The following is a 16,937-nucleotide window of genomic DNA, read 5'->3' as shown; positions in this document are numbered from 1 at the left end:
AGTGGGTGTTACGCGGCGAGGGTCGGGTCTGCCATCAGGCGCAGGCGGCCCAGCGCCTCACGCTCGATCTGGCGGACTCGCTCCGCCGAGATGCCGTGCACCGCGCCGATGTCGGCCAGCTTGGCCTGACGGCCGTCGTGCAGACCGTACCGGCGGCGGATCACGTCGGCGGACCGTGGGTCGAGCTGATCGACCAGGCTGAACAGGCCCGAACGGTCCGACGCGTCGGCGACCAGCTGGTCCGGACCTGGCGCGGTCTCGGCCGCGATCAGGTCGCCCAGCGAGGTCTCACCCTCGTCGTCGACCGGGCTGTTCAGGCTGATGTGGTCCCGGCCGATGCGGATGAGCTCGGTCACCCGCTCCTCGTCCAGGTTCAGCTCGGCGGCGATCTCGTCGATCTCCGGCTCGCGCCCGAGCTTGCGCTCCAGCGTCCGCCGCGCCGATCCGATCTGGTTCAGCTGCTCCACCACGTGCACCGGCAGCCGGACCACGCGGGCCTGCTGCGCGATACCGCGGGTGATCGCCTGCCGCACCCACCACGTCGCGTACGTCGAGAACTTGAATCCCTTTCGGTAGTCGAACTTCTCCACCGCCCGGATGAGTCCCGTGTTGCCTTCCTGGACCAGGTCCAGCAAGGGCATCTGGGATCGTCCGTACCGGCGCGCGATCGACACCACCAGCCGGAGGTTCGCGGTCACGAACCGCTGCTGAGCCCGCCGGCCCTCCGCGGCCAGCCACTCCAGCTCATCCTCCGTCGCATATTTGGGCGCTCCGCCCTTCTTGCGTCCAACCCGCCCCTCGGCCAGCAGTTGCTCCGCCAGGAGTCCTGCCTCGACCGTCTCAGCGAGCTCGACCTCTTCCTCAGCCGTCAGCAGAGGCGTGCGCGCGATCTCTTCGAGGTAGAGACCTACACTGTCCTTGCCGTCGATACCGTCGTCCGTGCTGCGGACACGAGCCATGCGAGCCACCGAAACTCCCTTCGTCGTTACATGGAGAGCAACGCTCGAGTAGGGTTCAAGATTCCAGCACGAGTGTGTAAACACCCTGAACGTTCCCTGAGAGTTCCCAACAGCCAAACCTGGCGGAAATCGGTGTCCGCGGGCACATTCCAAGTATTCGGGGCAACCCGCACGGCCGAACCTGAGAATCTGACCAGAAATCAGCCGTTCCGGTGCCCTCGAATGTGCTGCACGACACACATTCGAGGGCGGAAATTCCCCGGTTCAGCTCAGCCCGAGGGTGTCCAGCTCCCAGGACAGCGAGAACGCGACCTCGCGCCAGGCGTCGTACCGCCCGCTGCGGCCGCCGTGCCCGGCCTCCATCTCGGTCTTCAGCAGCACGTCGGGCGTTCCGGTCGCGGTGCCACGGAGTTTCGCCACCCACTTGGCCGGCTCGACGTAGAACACCCGGGTGTCGTTCAAACTGGTGATCGCGAGGATCCGCGGATACTCCTGGGCGCTGACGTTTTCGTACGGTGAGTACGACTTCATGTACTCGTACACGGCCGCGTCCTCGAGCGGATTGCCCCATTCCTCCCACTCGATCACGGTCAGCGGCAGGGACGGATCGAGAATCGTCGTCAACGCGTCCACGAACGGCACCTCGGCGACGATTCCGCCGAATGCCCGCGGTGCCAGGTTCGCGACCGCGCCCATCAGCAGTCCGCCGGCGCTGCCGCCCTGCGCGACGATCCGCTCGGGCTTGGTCCAGCCGGCCGTGACCAGGTGCTCCGCGGCCGCGATGAAGTCGGTGAAGGTGTTCCGCTTGGCCAGCATCTTGCCGTCGTCGTACCAGTGCCGCCCGAGCTCGCCGCCACCCCGGACATGCGCGATCGCGAACACCACACCGCGGTCGAGCAGTGACAGCCGCGGGATCGAGAACCACGGGTCCATCGAGCTCTCGTACGACCCGTAGCCGTACAGCACGACCGGTGCGTTCCCGTCCTTCGCGACGTCCTTCCGGGCGACCATCGAGACCGGCACCTTCGTGCCGTCCGGTGCGGTCGCCCACTCGCGGTACTGCGTGTACGCGCCCAGGTCGACCCCGCCGAGTACGGGCTGCTGCTTGAGCAGTCGGCGCTCTCCGGTCGCGACATCGACGTCGTACGTCGTACCCGGCGTGACGAGTGAGGTGTACCCGAAGCGGTACCGGGTGTCGTGCCACTCGTCGTTGCGGCCGGGGGAGACCGTGTAGATCGGCTCGTCGAACTCCAGCGCATCGGGTGCCGCAAACCCGGTGCCGGTGCGGCGCATGATCGCCAGCTCGGTCAGCGCGTCCCGCCGCCGGTACAGGATGACGTGGTCGGCGAACGCGTCCGTCCCGAGCAGCCGGCTCGTCTCGTCGCCTTCGAGCAGGGTGGTCCAGTCACCCGGCGCGTCGAGCGGAGCAGAGGCCAGTGAGAAGTTGGCCGCGTCGGCGTTGTGGGTGATCAGCAGCTGGTCACCGGCGTGCTCGACGTCGTACTCGACACCCTCACGGCGCGGCGCGACCACTACCGGATCGCCGGCCGGATCCTGGGCGTCGAGCAGCCAGACCTCGCTGGTCAGCTTGCTGCCGAGCGCGATCATGATCGCCTGCTCGTTCCGGGTCAGGTCGACGCCGACCCAGAACCGCTCGTCCGGCTCCTCCATCACCAGCAGGTCGTCAGACGCGCCGAGCGCGTGCCGCCAGACCTGGTACGGGCGCCAGGCGTCGTCCACCTTCGTGTAGAAGACGGTCGAACCGTCCGCGGACCAGGCCGAGCCGTAGTGCACCTCGGGCAGCTCGTCCGGAAGCAGCTCACCGGTGCTCAGGTCCTTGACCCGCAGCGTGAACCGCTCGTCACCCTTGAGGTCGACCGAGTACGCCAGCAGCCGCCCGTCGGGGGAGACGTCGACGGTGCCGAGCGAGAAGAACTCGGAGTCGCCGGCCACCTCGTTGCCGTCGAGCAGCACCTCCTCGCCCGCGATCGCGCCGTCGGTCGCCGGCGGCTGGTCGCCGTCGGCCTCGACCCGGCAGTGCAGCGCGTACTGCTTGCCCTCGATCGTGCGCGAGTAGTACCAGTACCCGCCGTGCCGCGCCGGGACGCTCAGGTCGGTCTGCAGGGTGCGGTCGGAGATCTCCCGGAAGATTGCCTCGCGCAACGGTTCCAGGTGCGCGGTGCGGGCCTCGGTGTACGTGTTCTCGGCCCGCAGGTACTCGAGTACCTCGTCGTCGGTCTTGTCCCGCAGCCACTCGTAGTCGTCAGTGAAGGTGTCGCCGTGATGGACGCGCTGTACCGGCTTCCGGGCGGCGACCGGCGGCACCGCGGAGGATGAAATCTCAGACATGCCGCGAGACTACCCGGCCCCGAACCGGCTCGAAATCGGCTTTCGGTCAGATGCCGTACGTCGCCACGACCGGCGCGTGATCGCTCCAGCGCTCGGCGTACGTGGGCGCGCGATGCACGGCGCATCCGGTCGCCGTGGCGGCCAGCTCCGGCGACGCGATCTGGTAGTCGATCCGCCAGCCGGCGTCGTTGTCGAACGCCTTGCCGCGCCACGACCACCAGGAGTACGGGCCAGGTCCGTCGCCGCCGAACCGGCGGCCGAGGTCGACCCACCCGGCTTCGAACAACCGGTCCAGCCAGGCCCGCTCCTCGGGCAGGAAGCCGCTCTTCTTCCGGTTCGCCTTCCAGGCCTTCAGGTCCTCTTCGCGGTGCGCGATGTTGAGGTCACCGCAGACGAGTACGTGGCGGCCGTCGGCGCGCAGCTCGGTCAGCCGTGCGGTGATCGCGTCCAGGAAGGCGTACTTCTCCTCCTGCCGCGGCGGTGTTTCGAACTCACCGGTGAACACATACGTACTCACCGCGGTCAGTGTCGTGCCGTCGTCCAGTACGACGTCGGCCTCGACCCAGCGCCCGGTTCCGGCGAACCGCTCCGGGCCGATCTCGCCGCGCTCGTCCTTGATCGGCCGGCGGCTTGCCACCGCGACACCCGCGCGGCCCTTGTGCCCGTCGATCGCCGGTTCGGCGTGCGCGACGTTCCAGTCGGCGCCGAGCAGGTCGCGGAGTACGTCGTCGGTCGCGCGCACTTCCTGCAACAGCAACAAGTCCGGATCGGTGTCCTCCAGCCAGGGCGCCATCCCGCGCCGGAAGGCGGCCCTGATCCCGTTCACATTCACCGTGGCAACCGTCAGCACGCCCGGAACCCTACCCGTTGTGGTGCCCCGGGCGAACGACCATCAGCACGAGGACGACCAGCCAGAGCAGCGAGAAGATCCCGGTCGTCATCGACAGCATCTTCGCCTTCGGCAGTACCTCGTTGCGAAGCTCGGGCGCGCCGTCGGCGACTGCCAGCACGCTCGCCTGCGCGGGTACGACCAGGAAGCCGAGCACCAGCGCGGCGGCCACGGTCAGGACGATCGAGACGATCAGCCAGCGCTCGCCGGACATCTGCTTGCTGCCCGCGAGCGCGAAGCCGAACACGGGCACCGCCAGGCTGGCCCACGCGTACACCCGGCTGATCCGGTGCAGGATCCGCAGGCCGCCGACGTCGGGGGAGTCCGACGTCAGCACCCGGCGGGCGATCGGCGGGAACATGCCGGCCGCGATCGTCACCGGGCCGACGCAGAGGATCGCCGCGAGGATGTGGACGGTCAGGAAGAAGTCGTTCATCACGCTCACTCGGAGGTCGTCGAGAGGATCGCGTCCAGCGACTGCTCGCAGAGATGCTCGAGCGCCTCGGGCGAGACGGCCGGGTTGTCGATCCACACCAGGAGGGTCTGTTCGACATAACCCTGCCAGCCGTGGCAGGCCAGCTCTACCACCGGGGTGACTTCGATGCCACGCTCGGCGACCGCGCCGATCACCCATTGGCTGAAGACCCGCCGCAGATCGGAGTGCAGCGCGCGGATCTCCGGGTCACCGGCCGCGGACATCAGCAGCGTCGCGCGGTACAGCCGCGGGGCCTCCAGGACGGCGCGTACGAAGGCGCGGATGCCGGACCGGAGTTGCTCGTCCGGCGGCAGCGACGGGTCCGGGGCGGTCCGCAGCATCACTTCGGCGGCGGCTTCCTCGATCACCGCGTACCGGAACTTCTTCTTCGAGCCGAAGTAGTGGAAGAGCAGCGCGGGGGAGACACCGGCCTCGGCGGCGACCAGCTCGACGGTGAGCTCCCGGTGCGGGTCCGCGAGCAGTACCCGCCGCGCGGCGGCGAGAATCTGCGCCCGCCGTTCGTCGGGGCGCAACCGGGAGGTCTGGGTCATGCCGGACAGTCTATTGAGTATTTGGTCAACAAGCACTTACTGTTGAGTATCCACTCAACAAGCTGGAGGTCCGGATGCGTGGTCAAGTCGTCGTCATCACCGGTGCGTCGCGCGGGATCGGTGCCGCGGTGGCCCGGAAGCTGGCGGGCCGGGGTGCCACGCTCGCGCTGGTCGGCCTGGAGCCGGACGAGCTGAAGCAGGTCGCGGCGGACTGTGGCCCGGGGGCCGGCTGGTGGGAGGCCGACGTGACCGACACCGAGTCGCTGCGGGCCGCGGTCGAGGCGATCGTCGCGCGGTACGGCCGGATCGACGTCGTGATGGCCAACGCCGGCATCGCCGCGCCGGGTTTCAGCCGGAGCATGGACCCGAACGCCTGGGAGCGGGTGATCGAGGTCGACCTGCTCGGCGTCTGGCGTACCGTCCACACCACGCTGCCGTACTTGCTGGAGAGCAAGGGCTACCTTCTACTTGTGTCCTCTTTGGCCGCGATCGTGCACATCCCCGGCCTGGCGTCGTACAACGTGGCGAAGGCCGGTGTCGAGGCGATGGGGGACACGCTGCGGCCCGAGCTGAAACACCTCGGCGTACGGGTGGGCGTCGCGCACATGACGTTTGTCGACACCGACATGGTGCGTGGCGCCGACGAGCACCCGGTGTTCGGCCGGGTCCGGACCGGGATCCCGCTGGCGAGCAAGACGTACCCGCTGGAGTTCGCGGTGGACAAGTTCGTCGACGGGATCACCAAGCGGTCCCGGACCGTGCACGTACCGGGCTGGATCGGCGCGCTGAAGGTGTTCCGCTGGGTCATCCCGCATGTGATCGAGCTGGGGTCGCGGTTCAGCGTGCCGAAGGCGGACGCGGCCGCGCTCGCCGACATCGAGGCCCGCGGCGCCGAGGCGTCGTCCCGCCCGACCGGCGCCGGCGGCCAGGCCGACAGCGCGAAGACTGGCAGCGCCAAGACAGACAGTGCGAAAGCAGGTCGCTGATGAGTCGTGGGTACGACGTCGTGCTGCTCGGCGCGAGCGGCTTCACCGGCGCGTTGACCGCGGAGTACCTGGCGAAGAACGCGCCGGCCGGGCTGCGCCGGGCCGTTGCCGGGCGCAACAAACAGAAGCTGGAACGGTTCGGCAAGGACGTGCTCGTTGCCGACGTGACCGACCCGGCATCGCTCCGGGAGCTGGCCGAGTCCGCGAAGGTCGTCGCCACCACGGTCGGCCCGTACGTCCAGTACGGCGAACCGCTCGTCGCTGCCTGCGCCGAAGCCGGTACGGACTATCTCGATCTGACCGGCGAACCGGAATTCCTCGACCGGATGTACGTGCGCTACCACGAGCGCGCGACCCGGACCGGCGCGCGGATCATCCACGCGTGTGGCTTCGACTCGATCCCGTACGACCTCGGCGTGCAGTACACCGTCGAGCAGTTGCCGCAGAACGTACCGATCCAGGTCGACGGGCTGTTGCGGGCCGGTGGACGCCCGTCCGGCGGGACGTTCCACACCGCCATCACCGCGTTTTCCCGGCCGAAGCAGAACCTCGAAGCGCATCGGGCCCGCCGTACGGCCGAACCGCGCCCGGACGGCCGGAAGGCGCGCGCGGTCGCGGGCCGCATCCACCGCCAGCAAGGGTTCTGGGCAGTGCCGCTGCCGACCATTGATCCGCAGATCGTCGCGTATTCCGCGCGGCTGCTCGACCGGTACGGACCGGACTTCCGCTACGGCCACTACGCCGCGATGAGGCGGCTGCCCTCCGTCGCCGCCGGTGTGGGCGGGATGGGTCTGCTGGTCGCCGGCGCGCAGGTCCCGCCGGTACGAAAGGCTTTGCTGAACCGTCTGCAGCCGGGCGATGGTCCGAGTGCGGAGCAGCGGGCGCGGTCGTGGTTCAACGTTCGTTTCGTCGGGCGTGGCGGCGGCAAGCAGGTGATCACCGAGGTGGCCGGCCGCGACCCCGGGTACGACGAGACCGCGAAGATGCTCGGCGAGAGCGCGCTTTGTCTGGCGCTGGACGATCTGCCACAGACAGCGGGCCAGACCACGACAGCCGCCGCGATGGGACCCGCTCTGCGCGAGCGGCTGGTGAAAGCGGGGATGACCTTTGCCACCCTCGACGTCGACTACTACTAGCCGGGACGGCACCCGGATCGCCGTCTACGACTACGGCAACGCTGAGGCGCCCGTACTGATCTGCATCCACGGCTATCCGGACAACGCGGCGATGTGGGGACCTGTCGCCGAGGTGCTCGCCGACGACTTCCACGTGGTCGCGTACGACGTTCGCGGCGCCGGGGAGTCCGATCAACCGGGCAGCACGGCCGCGTACGCGCTGGATCGTTTGCAGGAAGACTTCCGCGCGGTCATCGACCAGGTCGCGGCCGAACGGCCGGTACACGTGCTGGCGCACGACTGGGGATCGATCCAGGCCTGGCACTTCGTCACCGATCCGGCGCTGACCGATCGGATCGCGTCCTTCACGTCCATCTCCGGGCCGTCGCTCGACCATGCCGGGTACTTCCTCCGGCGGCGCAACCAGGCGGCGCTGCGGCAGTTGCTGCACTCCTGGTACATCTTCTACTTCCACCTGCCCTGGTTCCCGGAGCTGGCGTGGCGGAAGGGCTGGGCGTACCGGGTGTTCGACCGGCTGGAGAAACAGGACGCCGACGGCCGCTCGATCGGCGACTACGTGAACGGCATGAAGCTGTACCGCGCGAACGTGGTGCCCCGGCTGATCCGTCCGGCAAAGCGGCGTACGGACGTACCGGTGCTGGCTGTGTCGCCCGAGGACGATCCGTTCGTCACCACGCCGCTGCAGACCGAGGTGACGCGCTGGGCCCCGAACGTGATGGTCAAGGTGATCAGGGGCGGCCACTGGATACCCCGGAACAATCCCGGACTTGTCGCCGAGCTGGTGCGGGAACACACCCGTGAGGTGGCAGGCTGGGGGACATGAAGACGCTCCTCAACCTGATCTGGCTGGTGCTCGCCGGGTTCTGGCTCGCGGTCGGGTACGCCGTCGCCGGAATCATCTGCTGCGTGCTGATCATCACCATCCCGTTCGGGGTCGCGTCGTTCCGGATCGCCGGGTACACGCTGTGGCCGTTCGGCCGGACCGTGGTCGACCGGCGCGACGCCGGCGCGGGCGCGTTGCTCGGCAACCTGATCTGGATCATCTTCGCCGGCTGGTGGCTGGCGCTCGGCCACCTGACCACCGGCATCGCGCTCTGCCTGACCATCATCGGCATCCCGCTCGGCGTCGCGAACTTCAAGCTGATCCCGGTCTCGCTGCTCCCACTGGGCAAGGAGATCGTGCCGACCAACCAGCCGTTCGCCGTGCGCTGATCAGGACTGTTCGCTCGCGACGACCTTGCGGACGTTCTCGATGCTGCCGCAGCCGGCGTCGATCAGGCGGGCTCGTTCGGCCGCGAAGGTTCCGCCGAGTTTGTCGCGGACGTCCTGTGTGACGTCCGGACGCGCCGGGTTGAGAACGTCGCGCTCCTCCTCGTCGAGGTGATGGGTGAGCGCTTCCGACAACTCGTGCAGCTTGCTGCTGAACTCCTCGCTGCCGGTGTCCGCCACCTCCATCAGGTCCAGCAGCGCTTCGTTGCCCTCGGCATGTTCATGCTCGGAGTGCTCGACCTCGTCCGCGTCGATGGCGTCCTTGCGGCGCAGCGTCGGGTACACCTTCGACTCTTCTGCCTCCGCGTGCGCGATCAGCACCGTGGCCAGGTCGGCGAGGACGGCCGCACGGTCGCCGCGTACGTCGCGCAGCTCCCGCAGCGCCTCCTCGAACCACCGGTGATCGGCCAGGATCACCTCGACCACGTCACCACCTGTCGCCGGAAGAATCTTCGGCATGCCGTCAGCTCCTCTCTCGGGGAGCCTCCGGTACCCGGCTAGTCCGTGCCCATGCCGGTCGGGGTGCTTTCATCGCTGAGCACCTGGCGGGCCGTCTCGGCGAGCAGCACCTCGCGCCGCTTTCCGCGAGCCTCGGCCACCTCGCACGCGTCCAGCAGCGCGGCCCGGTACACCGCGGTGTCCGGATGCCCGGGACGTGCGTCGCGGACCACGCGGCTGAGCGCGTAGAGCGCGTCCGAGATCTCGCCGCAGGCAAGCAACGCCTGACCCAGCGCGGCCCGATCGCGCAGCAACTGAGGATCGCCCGGACCGACGTCCTGCTCGTCGGCCGCGACGACGTCCGCGAGCAACCGCGCCTCCGCCCGCGGGCCGCCGACCATCAACCGCGCGCCGGTGACCGCCTCGGTCGCGGCGTGGGTCAGGTCGTGATGCGGACCGAACACGTCGACCAACTGCGGCGTCAGTAGCTCGAACCACGCGATCGCCCGGCCGTAGTTCGCCGTGGCGAGCAAGCCTTGTGCCACCCGCAACCGCACCCGCAGCGTGGCCGGGTCATCGGCGCGGAGCACCTTCTCCCGCTCGACCAGCGCCTCCTGGTAGAACGGCAACGCCTGGCCAGGCTCGCTGTCCTCCCAGTACGCCTCGGCCGTGCGGTACTCCGACGCCACCTCGAGCTCCGGATGCTCCGCGATCGCGGACACCGGCTCACCGCGTACGACGGAATGCACCGGCTGAGCGATCAGCTTCCGGCCGATGTAGTTGCGACCACCGGTCGAAATGACCCGGAACTCGCCGAGCTTCGACACCGGCACCCACAACACGGTGTGGTACGGCGTCCGGATCGAGGAACCGCAGTCCTGGCAGGTGTCGCGGTGCCCGTAGAAGTGGCCGCTGCCCGGGCCGGACGTGTCGGTCACCCGCCAGGCCACCGAGCACGCCGTACACGACGCGCAGAACGGGTAGACCCCCCGCCGTTCCTCATTCACTTGGCCCATTGTGGTCAGTTACGGGTTCTCCGTCAGCATCCGCACCGGCATGGACGACTTTTGTCAGCGCCGGATCGTCCACCGAGAACGTCCGGACCGGGCCCGGGGGAGTCTCGGCGGTCTCGAACCGGACCGTCACCCGGCCGCGGCCCGAGCCCCACACCCAGCCCCGGCCGTGCTCCGCGTGCTCGACGTCCTGCCCTGGGTGGTAGCCGCGCTGGTCCCGTGGCCGTGACGGCAGCTCGACCACGTCGACCGGTGCGGCCGACGCGAACTCCTCCTCGGTGAACAGGTCGTCCTGAATCCAGTCGGCCAGTGACGAAACGCCTACTCCGAGCAACCGGATGCCGCCGCCGAGGTCGCTCTCCTCCAGCAGCCGGCGCGCGACCCGCGCGATCACCCGGGGGTCGTCGGTCGGTCCGGCCAGCGTCGACGACCGGGTGTGGGTGGTGAAGTCGTGCATCCGGGTCTTGACCGTCACAGTCCGGCCGGAGAGCTGCGCCTTCCGCAACCGCTCGCCGACCCGATGCGCCATCCGGTCGCTGATCACGGTCAGCACCGCGCGATCGATCAGGTCGGTCTCGAACGTGTCCTCGACGCTGACCGACTTGGTCTCCCGATCACTCACCACCGGACGTTCGTCGGCCGCGACGGCCAGCCGGTACAGGCTGCTGCCGTGCGCCGATCCGAGCTGGCGAATCAGCTCGTCCTCGTCCAGTTGCTGCAAATCCGCGACCGTACGAACGCCGGCCAGGTTGAGCCGTTGCGTGGTGGCCGGGCCGACACCGGGAATGACCGTCACCTGCATCGGCGCGAGGAACTCCGCCTCGGTGCCGGCCGGTACGACGACGACGCCGTCGGGCTTGTCCAGATCGCTGGCGATCTTGGCGATCAGCTTCGACGTACCGGCACCGACCGACGCGGTCAGACCGCCGGACACCTTCCGGATCGCCGCCTTCAGGTCGTTCGCGATCGCTGTCACGTCCTCGACCGTCAGCCCGGTCAGCCCACTCGCGGCCAGATCGATGAACGCCTCGTCGAGCGACAACGGCTCGACCAGCGGCGACAGCGCCCGCATCTCCGCCATCACCGCGCGGCTGCTCTGCCGGTACACCTCGAAGCGTGGACCCAGGTACGCGGCGTGTGGGCAGCGGGATCGCGCTTCGGCCGTCGACATCGCGGACCGGACCCCGTACTTGCGTGCTTCGTACGACGCGGTGGAGACGACGCCGCGGACGCCGACGCCGCCGACGACCACGGGCTTGCCCCGCAGTGACGGCTTGTCCCGCTGCTCGACGGCCGCGAAGAACGCGTCCAGATCGACATGCAGCACCGAAGGCTCCCCACGCACCTGATCAGTCTCGCAGGCCGCGCCGACAGTTGCTGACGGCAAAGCCACGCGCTTGAGCCGCCCGGGAGCGGGCACCTTCAGGCACACTGAGCAAAGGAGCCAGCAGGGAGGGCGCTGATGGGTGAGGAAGTCGACCGGGTCGAGTTCACCCGGGCGGACCGGACCGCGTTCCGCGAACAGGTGCACCGCAACCTGGACGCCTTCGCGCGGATGCTGCGCGAGGCCCGGTTCGCGCCCGAGCGGCCGATGACCGGGATCGAGATCGAGCTGAACCTGGTCGACGAGCGCTGTGACCCGGCGTTCAAGAACGCCGAGGTCCTGAGCGCGATCGAGGACGACGCGTTCCAGACCGAGCTCGGCCAGTTCAACATCGAGATCAACGTGCCACCGGGGCAGATCGACGGGCTCGGCCTGGACACGATGGAGTCGAACATCCGGGACAGCCTGAACGCGGCCGAGGAGAAAGCGGCCCGGACCGGTTCGTCGATGGTGGTGGTCGGCATCCTGCCGACGCTGCTGACCGAGCACATCCGCCGCGACGCGCTCAGCACCAACCCGCGGTACGCGTTGCTGAACGACCAGATCTTCGCCGCCCGCGGCGAGGACGTGGAGATCTCCATCGACGGCATCGAACGGTTGCGGGCGACCGCGGACAGCATCGTCCCCGAAGCTGCCTGCACGTCGACGCAGTTCCATCTCCAGGTCACCCCGGAAGCCTTTCCGCGGTACTGGAACGCGGCGCAGGCGATCTCCGGCGTACAACTCGCGGTCGGCGCCAACTCGCCGTTCCTGTTCGGCAAGGAGCTGCTCCGCGAAACCCGGATCGCCTTGTTCGAACAGGCCGCGGACACTCGTACGCACGAGCTGAAGACGCAGGGCGTACGCCCCCGGGTCTGGTTCGGCGAACGCTGGATCACGTCGATCTTCGATCTCTTCGAGGAGAACTCGCGGTACTACCCGGCGCTGCTGCCGGTCACCTCCGACGAGGATCCGATCGCCGTACTGGACCGTGGTGACACCCCCGCGCTTTCGGAGTTGCGGCTGCACAACGGGACGATCTATCGCTGGAACCGCCCGGTGTACGACGTTGTCCGGGAGAAACCGCACCTGCGGGTGGAGAATCGCGTGCTGCCGGCCGGACCGACGGTCGTCGACACCATTGCCAACGGTGCTTTCTATTTCGGACTGGTCCGGGCCCTTGCCGACGACGAACGCCCGATCTGGTCGCAGATGTCGTTCAGTGCCGCCGAGGAGAACTTCCACGCCGCGGCCCGGAACGGCGTCGAGGCCGAGGTGTTCTGGCCCGGCGTCGGTACCGCCCGGGCGACCGAGCTGGTGCTCAGACGCCTGCTGCCGTTGGCGGTTCGCGGTCTGGACGCGTGGGGCGTCGACGTCGCGGTGCGTGACCGTTTGCTGGGCATCATCGAGCAGCGTTGCCTGACTGGGCGCAACGGCGCGTCGTGGCAGGCCGAACAGTTCCATGTGCTGTATACAAAGGGGTCGCACGGTCGCCGGGACGCGTTGCGCGGAATGCTCCGCCGCTATCGCGATCACATGCACGCGAACACTCCCGTGCACGAATGGCCGATCGACTGAACCGGTTAGTCCGGAGTGCCCAACTTGCCCTGGGCAACGGCGCCCGGGATTCCGTGCTGCCCGCGGCCGGTCGGTTGGGTAACGAGTTCGATAACGACCCGGACTACAGGGGTGGCGCATTCGGTGACAGCCCTGCAAAGGTGTGCGCACCGGAAGATTAGACGGGCCCGTGCAGGGTAGTACACGGGCACTGCCCTCCGTCACCGGTGCGACACAACAGGTGCAAATGCAGCGGATGCCGACCGAGGTCGGGAGCAGTATCGTTCGAGACGGGTCGACACACACCCGGAGGTGAGGCAGGGCGATGACGACCATCGTCGTGGGTTATGTGCCGAAGGCGGAAGGCCGTGCGGCCCTTCGGCGTGCGGCCGAGGAAGCGGCGCTGCGCGACGCCAAGCTGGTGGTGGTGAACTCACACCGCGGCGGACGTGGTTACGACAGTGACGAGGCGGCAGCGAACGACGCCGCGCTGACGGAAGTACGGGAGCAGCTCGACTCGACCGGCGTGCCGTACGAGGTGCGGCAGCTGGTCCGTGGACTCGATCCGGCGGAGGACCTGGTGGCCGTCGCCGAGCAGGTGCAGGCGGAGTTCATCGTGATCGGGCTACGGCGCCGGTCACCGGTCGGCAAGCTCATCCTCGGCAGCAACGCGCAGCGGGTGCTGCTCGACGCGCCGTGTCCGGTGCTGGCCGTGAAGGCCGACGAAGGGGAGGACTGAGGTGACTTCGACACGTAGCCGGAAGCTGTGCCTGGCGCAGCAGCCTGACGCCGACGAGATGCTGAGCAGAGATCCGTTCGCCCTGCTGGTGGGGATGTTGCTCGACCAGCAGATCCCGATGGAACGGGCCTTCGCCGGCCCGGTCGCGATCGCCCAGCGGATGATCGGCCCGTTCGACCCGTCCACCGTCGCGCAGTACGACCCCGACGCCTTCGTCGAGGTGGTGGCCGGCCCGCCCGCCGTGCACCGGTTCCCGACCGCGATGGCGGCCCGGATCCAGACCCTGGCCAAGCATCTGGACGAGCAGTACTCCGGTAACGCCTCCGGGCTGTGGTCGGACGTGAAGTCCGGCGACGACCTGCTGGCCCGGCTGTCGGCGCTGCCCGGCTTCGGCGCGCAGAAGGCGAAGATCTTCGTCGCGCTGCTCGGCAAACAGCTCAAGGTCCGCCCGCGCGGCTGGCGCGAGGCCTCCGAACCGTACGGCGAGGACGGCGCGTTCAAGTCCGTCGCCGACGTGATCGACGTGGCGTCGCTGGTGAAGGTCCGGCAGTTCAAGCAGGAGCAGCAGCTGGTCCGGCAACGGGTGGTGGCGCGGCCACTGCGGAAGACACGTAACGGTTGAGTAGCGATGCGGTCGGCGACCCCTCGCGGTGGGCTCCGGAAACGGGCCCGGCGGGGGGTCGTGCGACGCCTGAGCTTGGTTCGCGGATTACAATGGACTGTTGCCGCCGCCTGACCAGCGAGCAGCCACACACCGCAGTACCCAAAGACTCAGCATCACAACGTCGTACCGCCGTACAAACCCTGCGTCAGACGAGAGGTAATTCGTGTCGTCCAGCTCGTCCGAGAATCTTCCCGCCGAGCCGGCCCGGGCCGTGGCCGCCCGCAGCACGGCTCCGAGGACCAGCGCCCGAGTCACCGATGCCGCTGCCAGCAAGGCGGCGGCGAAGAAGGCGGCAGTGAAGCCCGCCGGCACCAAGGAGGACGGTATCCCCGCGAAGAAGGCCGCTGCCAAGAAGGCTACGGCGAAGAAGGCAGTGTCCGAGGCGGGTCTTTCGATCGACCCGAAGACCGGAAAGCCGCGCGCGCTGGACGACGTGGACGAGGCGGACTTCAGCCCCGATGCGGTCAAGCCGCTGGAGAAGGAGCTCACCGAGGACCAGGGCTTCATCGTCTCCGAGGCCGACGAGACCGACGAGCCCGAGCAGCAGGTGATGGTCGCCGGTGCCACCGCCGACCCGGTCAAGGACTACCTGAAGCAGATCGGCAAGGTCCCGCTGCTGAACGCCGAGCAGGAGGTCGAGCTCGCGAAGCGGATCGAGGCCGGCCTGTTCGCCGAGGAGCAGATCGCCGACGAGGCGGCCAAGCTCAAGGAGAAGGTCCGCGACGAGTACGAGTGGATCTCCGAGGACGGCCGGCGCGCCAAGAACCACCTGCTCGAGGCCAACCTGCGGCTGGTGGTGTCGCTGGCCAAGCGCTACACCGGTCGCGGCATGCTGTTCCTGGACCTGATCCAGGAGGGCAACCTCGGTCTGATCCGCGCGGTGGAGAAGTTCGACTACACCAAGGGCTACAAGTTCTCCACGTACGCGACCTGGTGGATCCGGCAGGCGATCACCCGCGCGATGGCCGACCAGGCCCGGACCATCCGGATCCCGGTGCACATGGTCGAGGTCATCAACAAGCTGGCCCGCGTCCAGCGGCAGATGCTGCAGGACCTCGGCCGGGAGCCGACTCCGGAGGAGCTCGCCAAGGAGCTCGACATGACCCCGGAGAAGGTCATCGAGGTGCAGAAGTACGGTCGCGAGCCGATCTCACTGCACACGCCGCTCGGTGAGGACGGCGACTCCGAGTTCGGTGACCTGATCGAGGACTCCGAGGCGATCGTGCCGGCCGAGGCGGTCTCGTTCACGCTGCTCCAGGAGCAGCTGCACGCGGTGCTGGACACGCTGTCCGAGCGCGAGGCCGGCGTCGTCTCGATGCGGTTCGGTCTCACCGACGGCCAGCCGAAGACGCTCGACGAGATCGGCAAGGTGTACGGCGTGACCCGCGAGCGGATCCGCCAGATCGAGTCCAAGACCATGTCGAAGCTGCGGCACCCGTCGCGCTCGCAGGTCCTCCGGGACTACCTGGACTGACCGATGTCACAGTGGATCGCCGGTGCGCTCGCGCTGGTGATCCCTGTCTTCGAAACAGCCTCCTTGGCCGCTGCCGTGCTCACGGCAGCGGCCTTGCTGTTGGCGCTGGCAGTGGTCGCGCGGTCGTCCGCGCGCCTGTCCGGTGCCTGCGCCACGCCACTGCTCGCCCGGGCTGCCTCCGTCCGCGACCGTGACGAGCAGACCCGGTTCCTGCGACTCCGGGATCCCGACGCGGCCGGTCGTCCGCGTCCACGAGCACCGGGACGGTAATGCCGCGCGCTGCCCAGGCAGCGCGCCCGCTGACCCGTTCCTTCTCACTCGTGGAGTTCTGCTGTGCCTTCCTTCCTGGAGGCACCGGTCGCCGGTGCCTATCACGTCCTCAACTCACTCGTCTCGGCCCTTCAACCGCTCACCGGCGCGTACGCCGCGGTGATCGCGATCGTGTTGTGCACGGTCGTCGTACGGCTGTGCCTCGTACCGCTTTCGGTCCGTGCGCAACGCGGCATGAAAGCCCGCGCGGCGTTGATGCCACAGCTGAAACAGTTGACCGAGCGTCACCGGGACAACCCGGAGCGGTTGCAACGTGAGGTCGCCAAACTGCAGTCCGAGTCCGGTACGTCGTTGTTCGCCGGGTTCCTGCCGATGTTCGCGCAGCTGCCGTTCTTCTGGCTGATGTACACGCTGTTCTCGCATCCGACGGTCGCGGGGGAGGCGAACCGCTTGATCAGCGGCAGTCTGCTCGGTGCTCCGCTCGGCGTGCACTGGCCGGTTGTGACCGGTACGCCGGCGTTCCTCGTCCTCGCCGCGCTGCTGACCGTCGTCGCGTTCTTCTCGGCGCGGTTGCAGCTTCGGCAGCTGGACGAGACCGCGACGCCGATGTCGCGCCGGATCGCGCGGCTGTTGCCGTTCGGGACGTTGCTGAGCGCGGCGTTCCTGCCCCTCGCGGCCGGGCTGTACCTGCTGACGACGACCACCTGGACTGTGGCCGAACGCACCATCCTGCTCAGATAGTCATTCCTGCCCGGATAGTCGTTGCCGTCGCCCCGCCCGTTCTGCTAGTTTATTTATTAAAGCC

General features: G+C 68.5%; 18 protein-coding genes. 10 read left to right on the top strand and 8 right to left on the bottom strand.

Going from position 1 to position 16,937, the window contains the following annotated elements:
- Window positions 1-8: 8 nt before the first annotated feature.
- The 5 genes from HDA44_RS08105 to HDA44_RS08085 all read right to left on the bottom strand — a co-directional run bounded on the left by HDA44_RS08105 (window position 9) and on the right by HDA44_RS08085 (window position 5,223).
- Window positions 9-968 carry a sigma-70 family RNA polymerase sigma factor gene (locus HDA44_RS08105; RefSeq protein ID WP_184832626.1) on the bottom strand — a complete coding sequence of 320 codons (960 nt, stop codon included), beginning with the start codon at window positions 966-968 and terminating at the stop codon, window positions 9-11.
- A 255-nt stretch (window positions 969-1,223) separates the two neighbouring features.
- The gene (locus tag HDA44_RS08100) at window positions 1,224-3,308 is read right to left on the bottom strand and encodes a S9 family peptidase (RefSeq protein WP_184832625.1); all 2,085 of its coding nucleotides are present in this window, start codon (window positions 3,306-3,308) and stop codon (window positions 1,224-1,226) included.
- 46 nt (window positions 3,309-3,354) lie between these two features.
- On the bottom strand, window positions 3,355-4,158 hold the full coding sequence (gene xth, locus HDA44_RS08095) for an exodeoxyribonuclease III (RefSeq protein ID WP_184832624.1): 804 nt from the start codon (window positions 4,156-4,158) through the stop codon (window positions 3,355-3,357).
- A gap of 10 nt (window positions 4,159-4,168) precedes the next feature.
- Complete coding sequence (locus HDA44_RS08090) at window positions 4,169-4,633, bottom strand: DUF2269 family protein (protein ID WP_184832623.1); 465 nt, start codon at window positions 4,631-4,633, stop codon at window positions 4,169-4,171.
- Between the two features lie 5 nt (window positions 4,634-4,638).
- On the bottom strand, window positions 4,639-5,223 hold the full coding sequence (locus HDA44_RS08085) for a TetR/AcrR family transcriptional regulator (protein WP_184832621.1): 585 nt from the start codon (window positions 5,221-5,223) through the stop codon (window positions 4,639-4,641).
- A gap of 74 nt (window positions 5,224-5,297) precedes the next feature.
- Between HDA44_RS08085 and HDA44_RS08080 the strand changes: the two genes are divergently transcribed.
- Genes HDA44_RS08080 through HDA44_RS08065 form a run of 4 tightly spaced genes read left to right on the top strand, consistent with a single transcriptional unit; the run spans window position 5,298 to window position 8,557 of the window.
- Window positions 5,298-6,209, top strand: coding sequence for an SDR family oxidoreductase (locus tag HDA44_RS08080; RefSeq protein ID WP_184832619.1), 912 nt, complete (start codon window positions 5,298-5,300; stop codon window positions 6,207-6,209).
- A complete protein-coding gene (locus tag HDA44_RS08075) occupies window positions 6,209-7,345 on the top strand; it encodes a saccharopine dehydrogenase family protein (RefSeq protein WP_184832618.1) in 1,137 nt (378 codons plus the stop codon). Before HDA44_RS08080 ends, HDA44_RS08075 begins: the two co-directional genes overlap by 1 nt.
- The gene (locus HDA44_RS08070) at window positions 7,317-8,168 is read left to right on the top strand and encodes an alpha/beta fold hydrolase (protein WP_184832617.1); all 852 of its coding nucleotides are present in this window, start codon (window positions 7,317-7,319) and stop codon (window positions 8,166-8,168) included. Before HDA44_RS08075 ends, HDA44_RS08070 begins: the two co-directional genes overlap by 29 nt.
- The gene (locus HDA44_RS08065) at window positions 8,165-8,557 is read left to right on the top strand and encodes a YccF domain-containing protein (protein ID WP_184832616.1); all 393 of its coding nucleotides are present in this window, start codon (window positions 8,165-8,167) and stop codon (window positions 8,555-8,557) included. The genes HDA44_RS08070 and HDA44_RS08065 overlap by 4 nt, the downstream gene beginning before the upstream one ends.
- Here HDA44_RS08065 and HDA44_RS08060 read toward each other — a convergent pair whose 3' ends face one another.
- The 3 genes from HDA44_RS08060 to HDA44_RS08050 are packed head-to-tail and all read right to left on the bottom strand — an operon-like array spanning window position 8,558 to window position 11,410.
- Complete coding sequence (locus HDA44_RS08060) at window positions 8,558-9,073, bottom strand: hemerythrin domain-containing protein (protein WP_184832615.1); 516 nt, start codon at window positions 9,071-9,073, stop codon at window positions 8,558-8,560. It abuts the gene before it with no gap.
- 38 nt (window positions 9,074-9,111) lie between these two features.
- The gene (locus tag HDA44_RS08055) at window positions 9,112-10,059 is read right to left on the bottom strand and encodes a tetratricopeptide repeat protein (RefSeq protein ID WP_184832614.1); all 948 of its coding nucleotides are present in this window, start codon (window positions 10,057-10,059) and stop codon (window positions 9,112-9,114) included.
- Window positions 10,052-11,410 carry a DNA polymerase IV gene (locus HDA44_RS08050; RefSeq protein WP_184832613.1) on the bottom strand — a complete coding sequence of 453 codons (1,359 nt, stop codon included), beginning with the start codon at window positions 11,408-11,410 and terminating at the stop codon, window positions 10,052-10,054. Before HDA44_RS08050 ends, HDA44_RS08055 begins: the two co-directional genes overlap by 8 nt.
- A 117-nt stretch (window positions 11,411-11,527) precedes the next feature.
- Between HDA44_RS08050 and HDA44_RS08045 the strand changes: the two genes are divergently transcribed.
- The 6 genes from HDA44_RS08045 to HDA44_RS08020 all read left to right on the top strand — a co-directional run bounded on the left by HDA44_RS08045 (window position 11,528) and on the right by HDA44_RS08020 (window position 16,873).
- Window positions 11,528-13,006 (top strand): glutamate-cysteine ligase family protein, encoded by a 1,479-nt coding sequence (locus HDA44_RS08045; protein WP_184832611.1) that lies wholly within the window; start codon window positions 11,528-11,530, stop codon window positions 13,004-13,006.
- Window positions 13,007-13,310: 304 nt separating this feature from the next.
- Window positions 13,311-13,724: a universal stress protein gene (locus HDA44_RS08040; protein ID WP_184832609.1), complete on the top strand. Its 414-nt coding sequence runs from the start codon at window positions 13,311-13,313 to the stop codon at window positions 13,722-13,724.
- Between the two features lies 1 nt (window position 13,725).
- Entirely contained in the window at window positions 13,726-14,346 is a 621-nt protein-coding gene (locus HDA44_RS08035) for an HhH-GPD-type base excision DNA repair protein (protein WP_184832607.1), read from the top strand.
- Between the two features lie 205 nt (window positions 14,347-14,551).
- Window positions 14,552-15,862 (top strand): RNA polymerase sigma factor, encoded by a 1,311-nt coding sequence (locus tag HDA44_RS08030; RefSeq protein ID WP_184832605.1) that lies wholly within the window; start codon window positions 14,552-14,554, stop codon window positions 15,860-15,862.
- 3 nt (window positions 15,863-15,865) lie between these two features.
- Complete coding sequence (locus HDA44_RS08025; protein WP_184832603.1) at window positions 15,866-16,132, top strand: DUF6412 domain-containing protein; 267 nt, start codon at window positions 15,866-15,868, stop codon at window positions 16,130-16,132.
- Between the two features lie 63 nt (window positions 16,133-16,195).
- On the top strand, window positions 16,196-16,873 hold the full coding sequence (locus HDA44_RS08020) for a membrane protein insertase YidC (protein WP_184832602.1): 678 nt from the start codon (window positions 16,196-16,198) through the stop codon (window positions 16,871-16,873).
- Window positions 16,874-16,937: the final 64 nt, after the last annotated feature.

This window comes from Kribbella solani, assembly GCF_014205295.1.
GTDB classification, from domain to species: Bacteria; Actinomycetota; Actinomycetes; order Propionibacteriales; family Kribbellaceae; genus Kribbella; species Kribbella solani.
This window is presented reverse-complemented; position numbering and strand designations above follow the sequence as displayed.

Excerpts from the sequence above, each read along its gene's own strand:
- HDA44_RS08100 (WP_184832625.1), bottom strand. The coding sequence starts at position 3,308 with ATGTCTGAGATTTCATCCTCCGCGGTGCCGCCGGTCGCCGCCCGGAAG.
- HDA44_RS08090 (WP_184832623.1), bottom strand. The coding sequence starts at position 4,633 with ATGAACGACTTCTTCCTGACCGTCCACATCCTCGCGGCGATCCTCTGC.
- HDA44_RS08085 (WP_184832621.1), bottom strand. The coding sequence starts at position 5,223 with ATGACCCAGACCTCCCGGTTGCGCCCCGACGAACGGCGGGCGCAGATT.
- HDA44_RS08080 (WP_184832619.1), top strand. The coding sequence starts at position 5,298 with ATGCGTGGTCAAGTCGTCGTCATCACCGGTGCGTCGCGCGGGATCGGT.
- HDA44_RS08075 (WP_184832618.1), top strand. The coding sequence starts at position 6,209 with ATGAGTCGTGGGTACGACGTCGTGCTGCTCGGCGCGAGCGGCTTCACC.
- HDA44_RS08065 (WP_184832616.1), top strand. The coding sequence starts at position 8,165 with ATGAAGACGCTCCTCAACCTGATCTGGCTGGTGCTCGCCGGGTTCTGG.
- HDA44_RS08060 (WP_184832615.1), bottom strand. The coding sequence starts at position 9,073 with ATGCCGAAGATTCTTCCGGCGACAGGTGGTGACGTGGTCGAGGTGATC.
- HDA44_RS08045 (WP_184832611.1), top strand. The coding sequence starts at position 11,528 with ATGGGTGAGGAAGTCGACCGGGTCGAGTTCACCCGGGCGGACCGGACC.
- HDA44_RS08040 (WP_184832609.1), top strand. The coding sequence starts at position 13,311 with ATGACGACCATCGTCGTGGGTTATGTGCCGAAGGCGGAAGGCCGTGCG.
- HDA44_RS08025 (WP_184832603.1), top strand. The coding sequence starts at position 15,866 with ATGTCACAGTGGATCGCCGGTGCGCTCGCGCTGGTGATCCCTGTCTTC.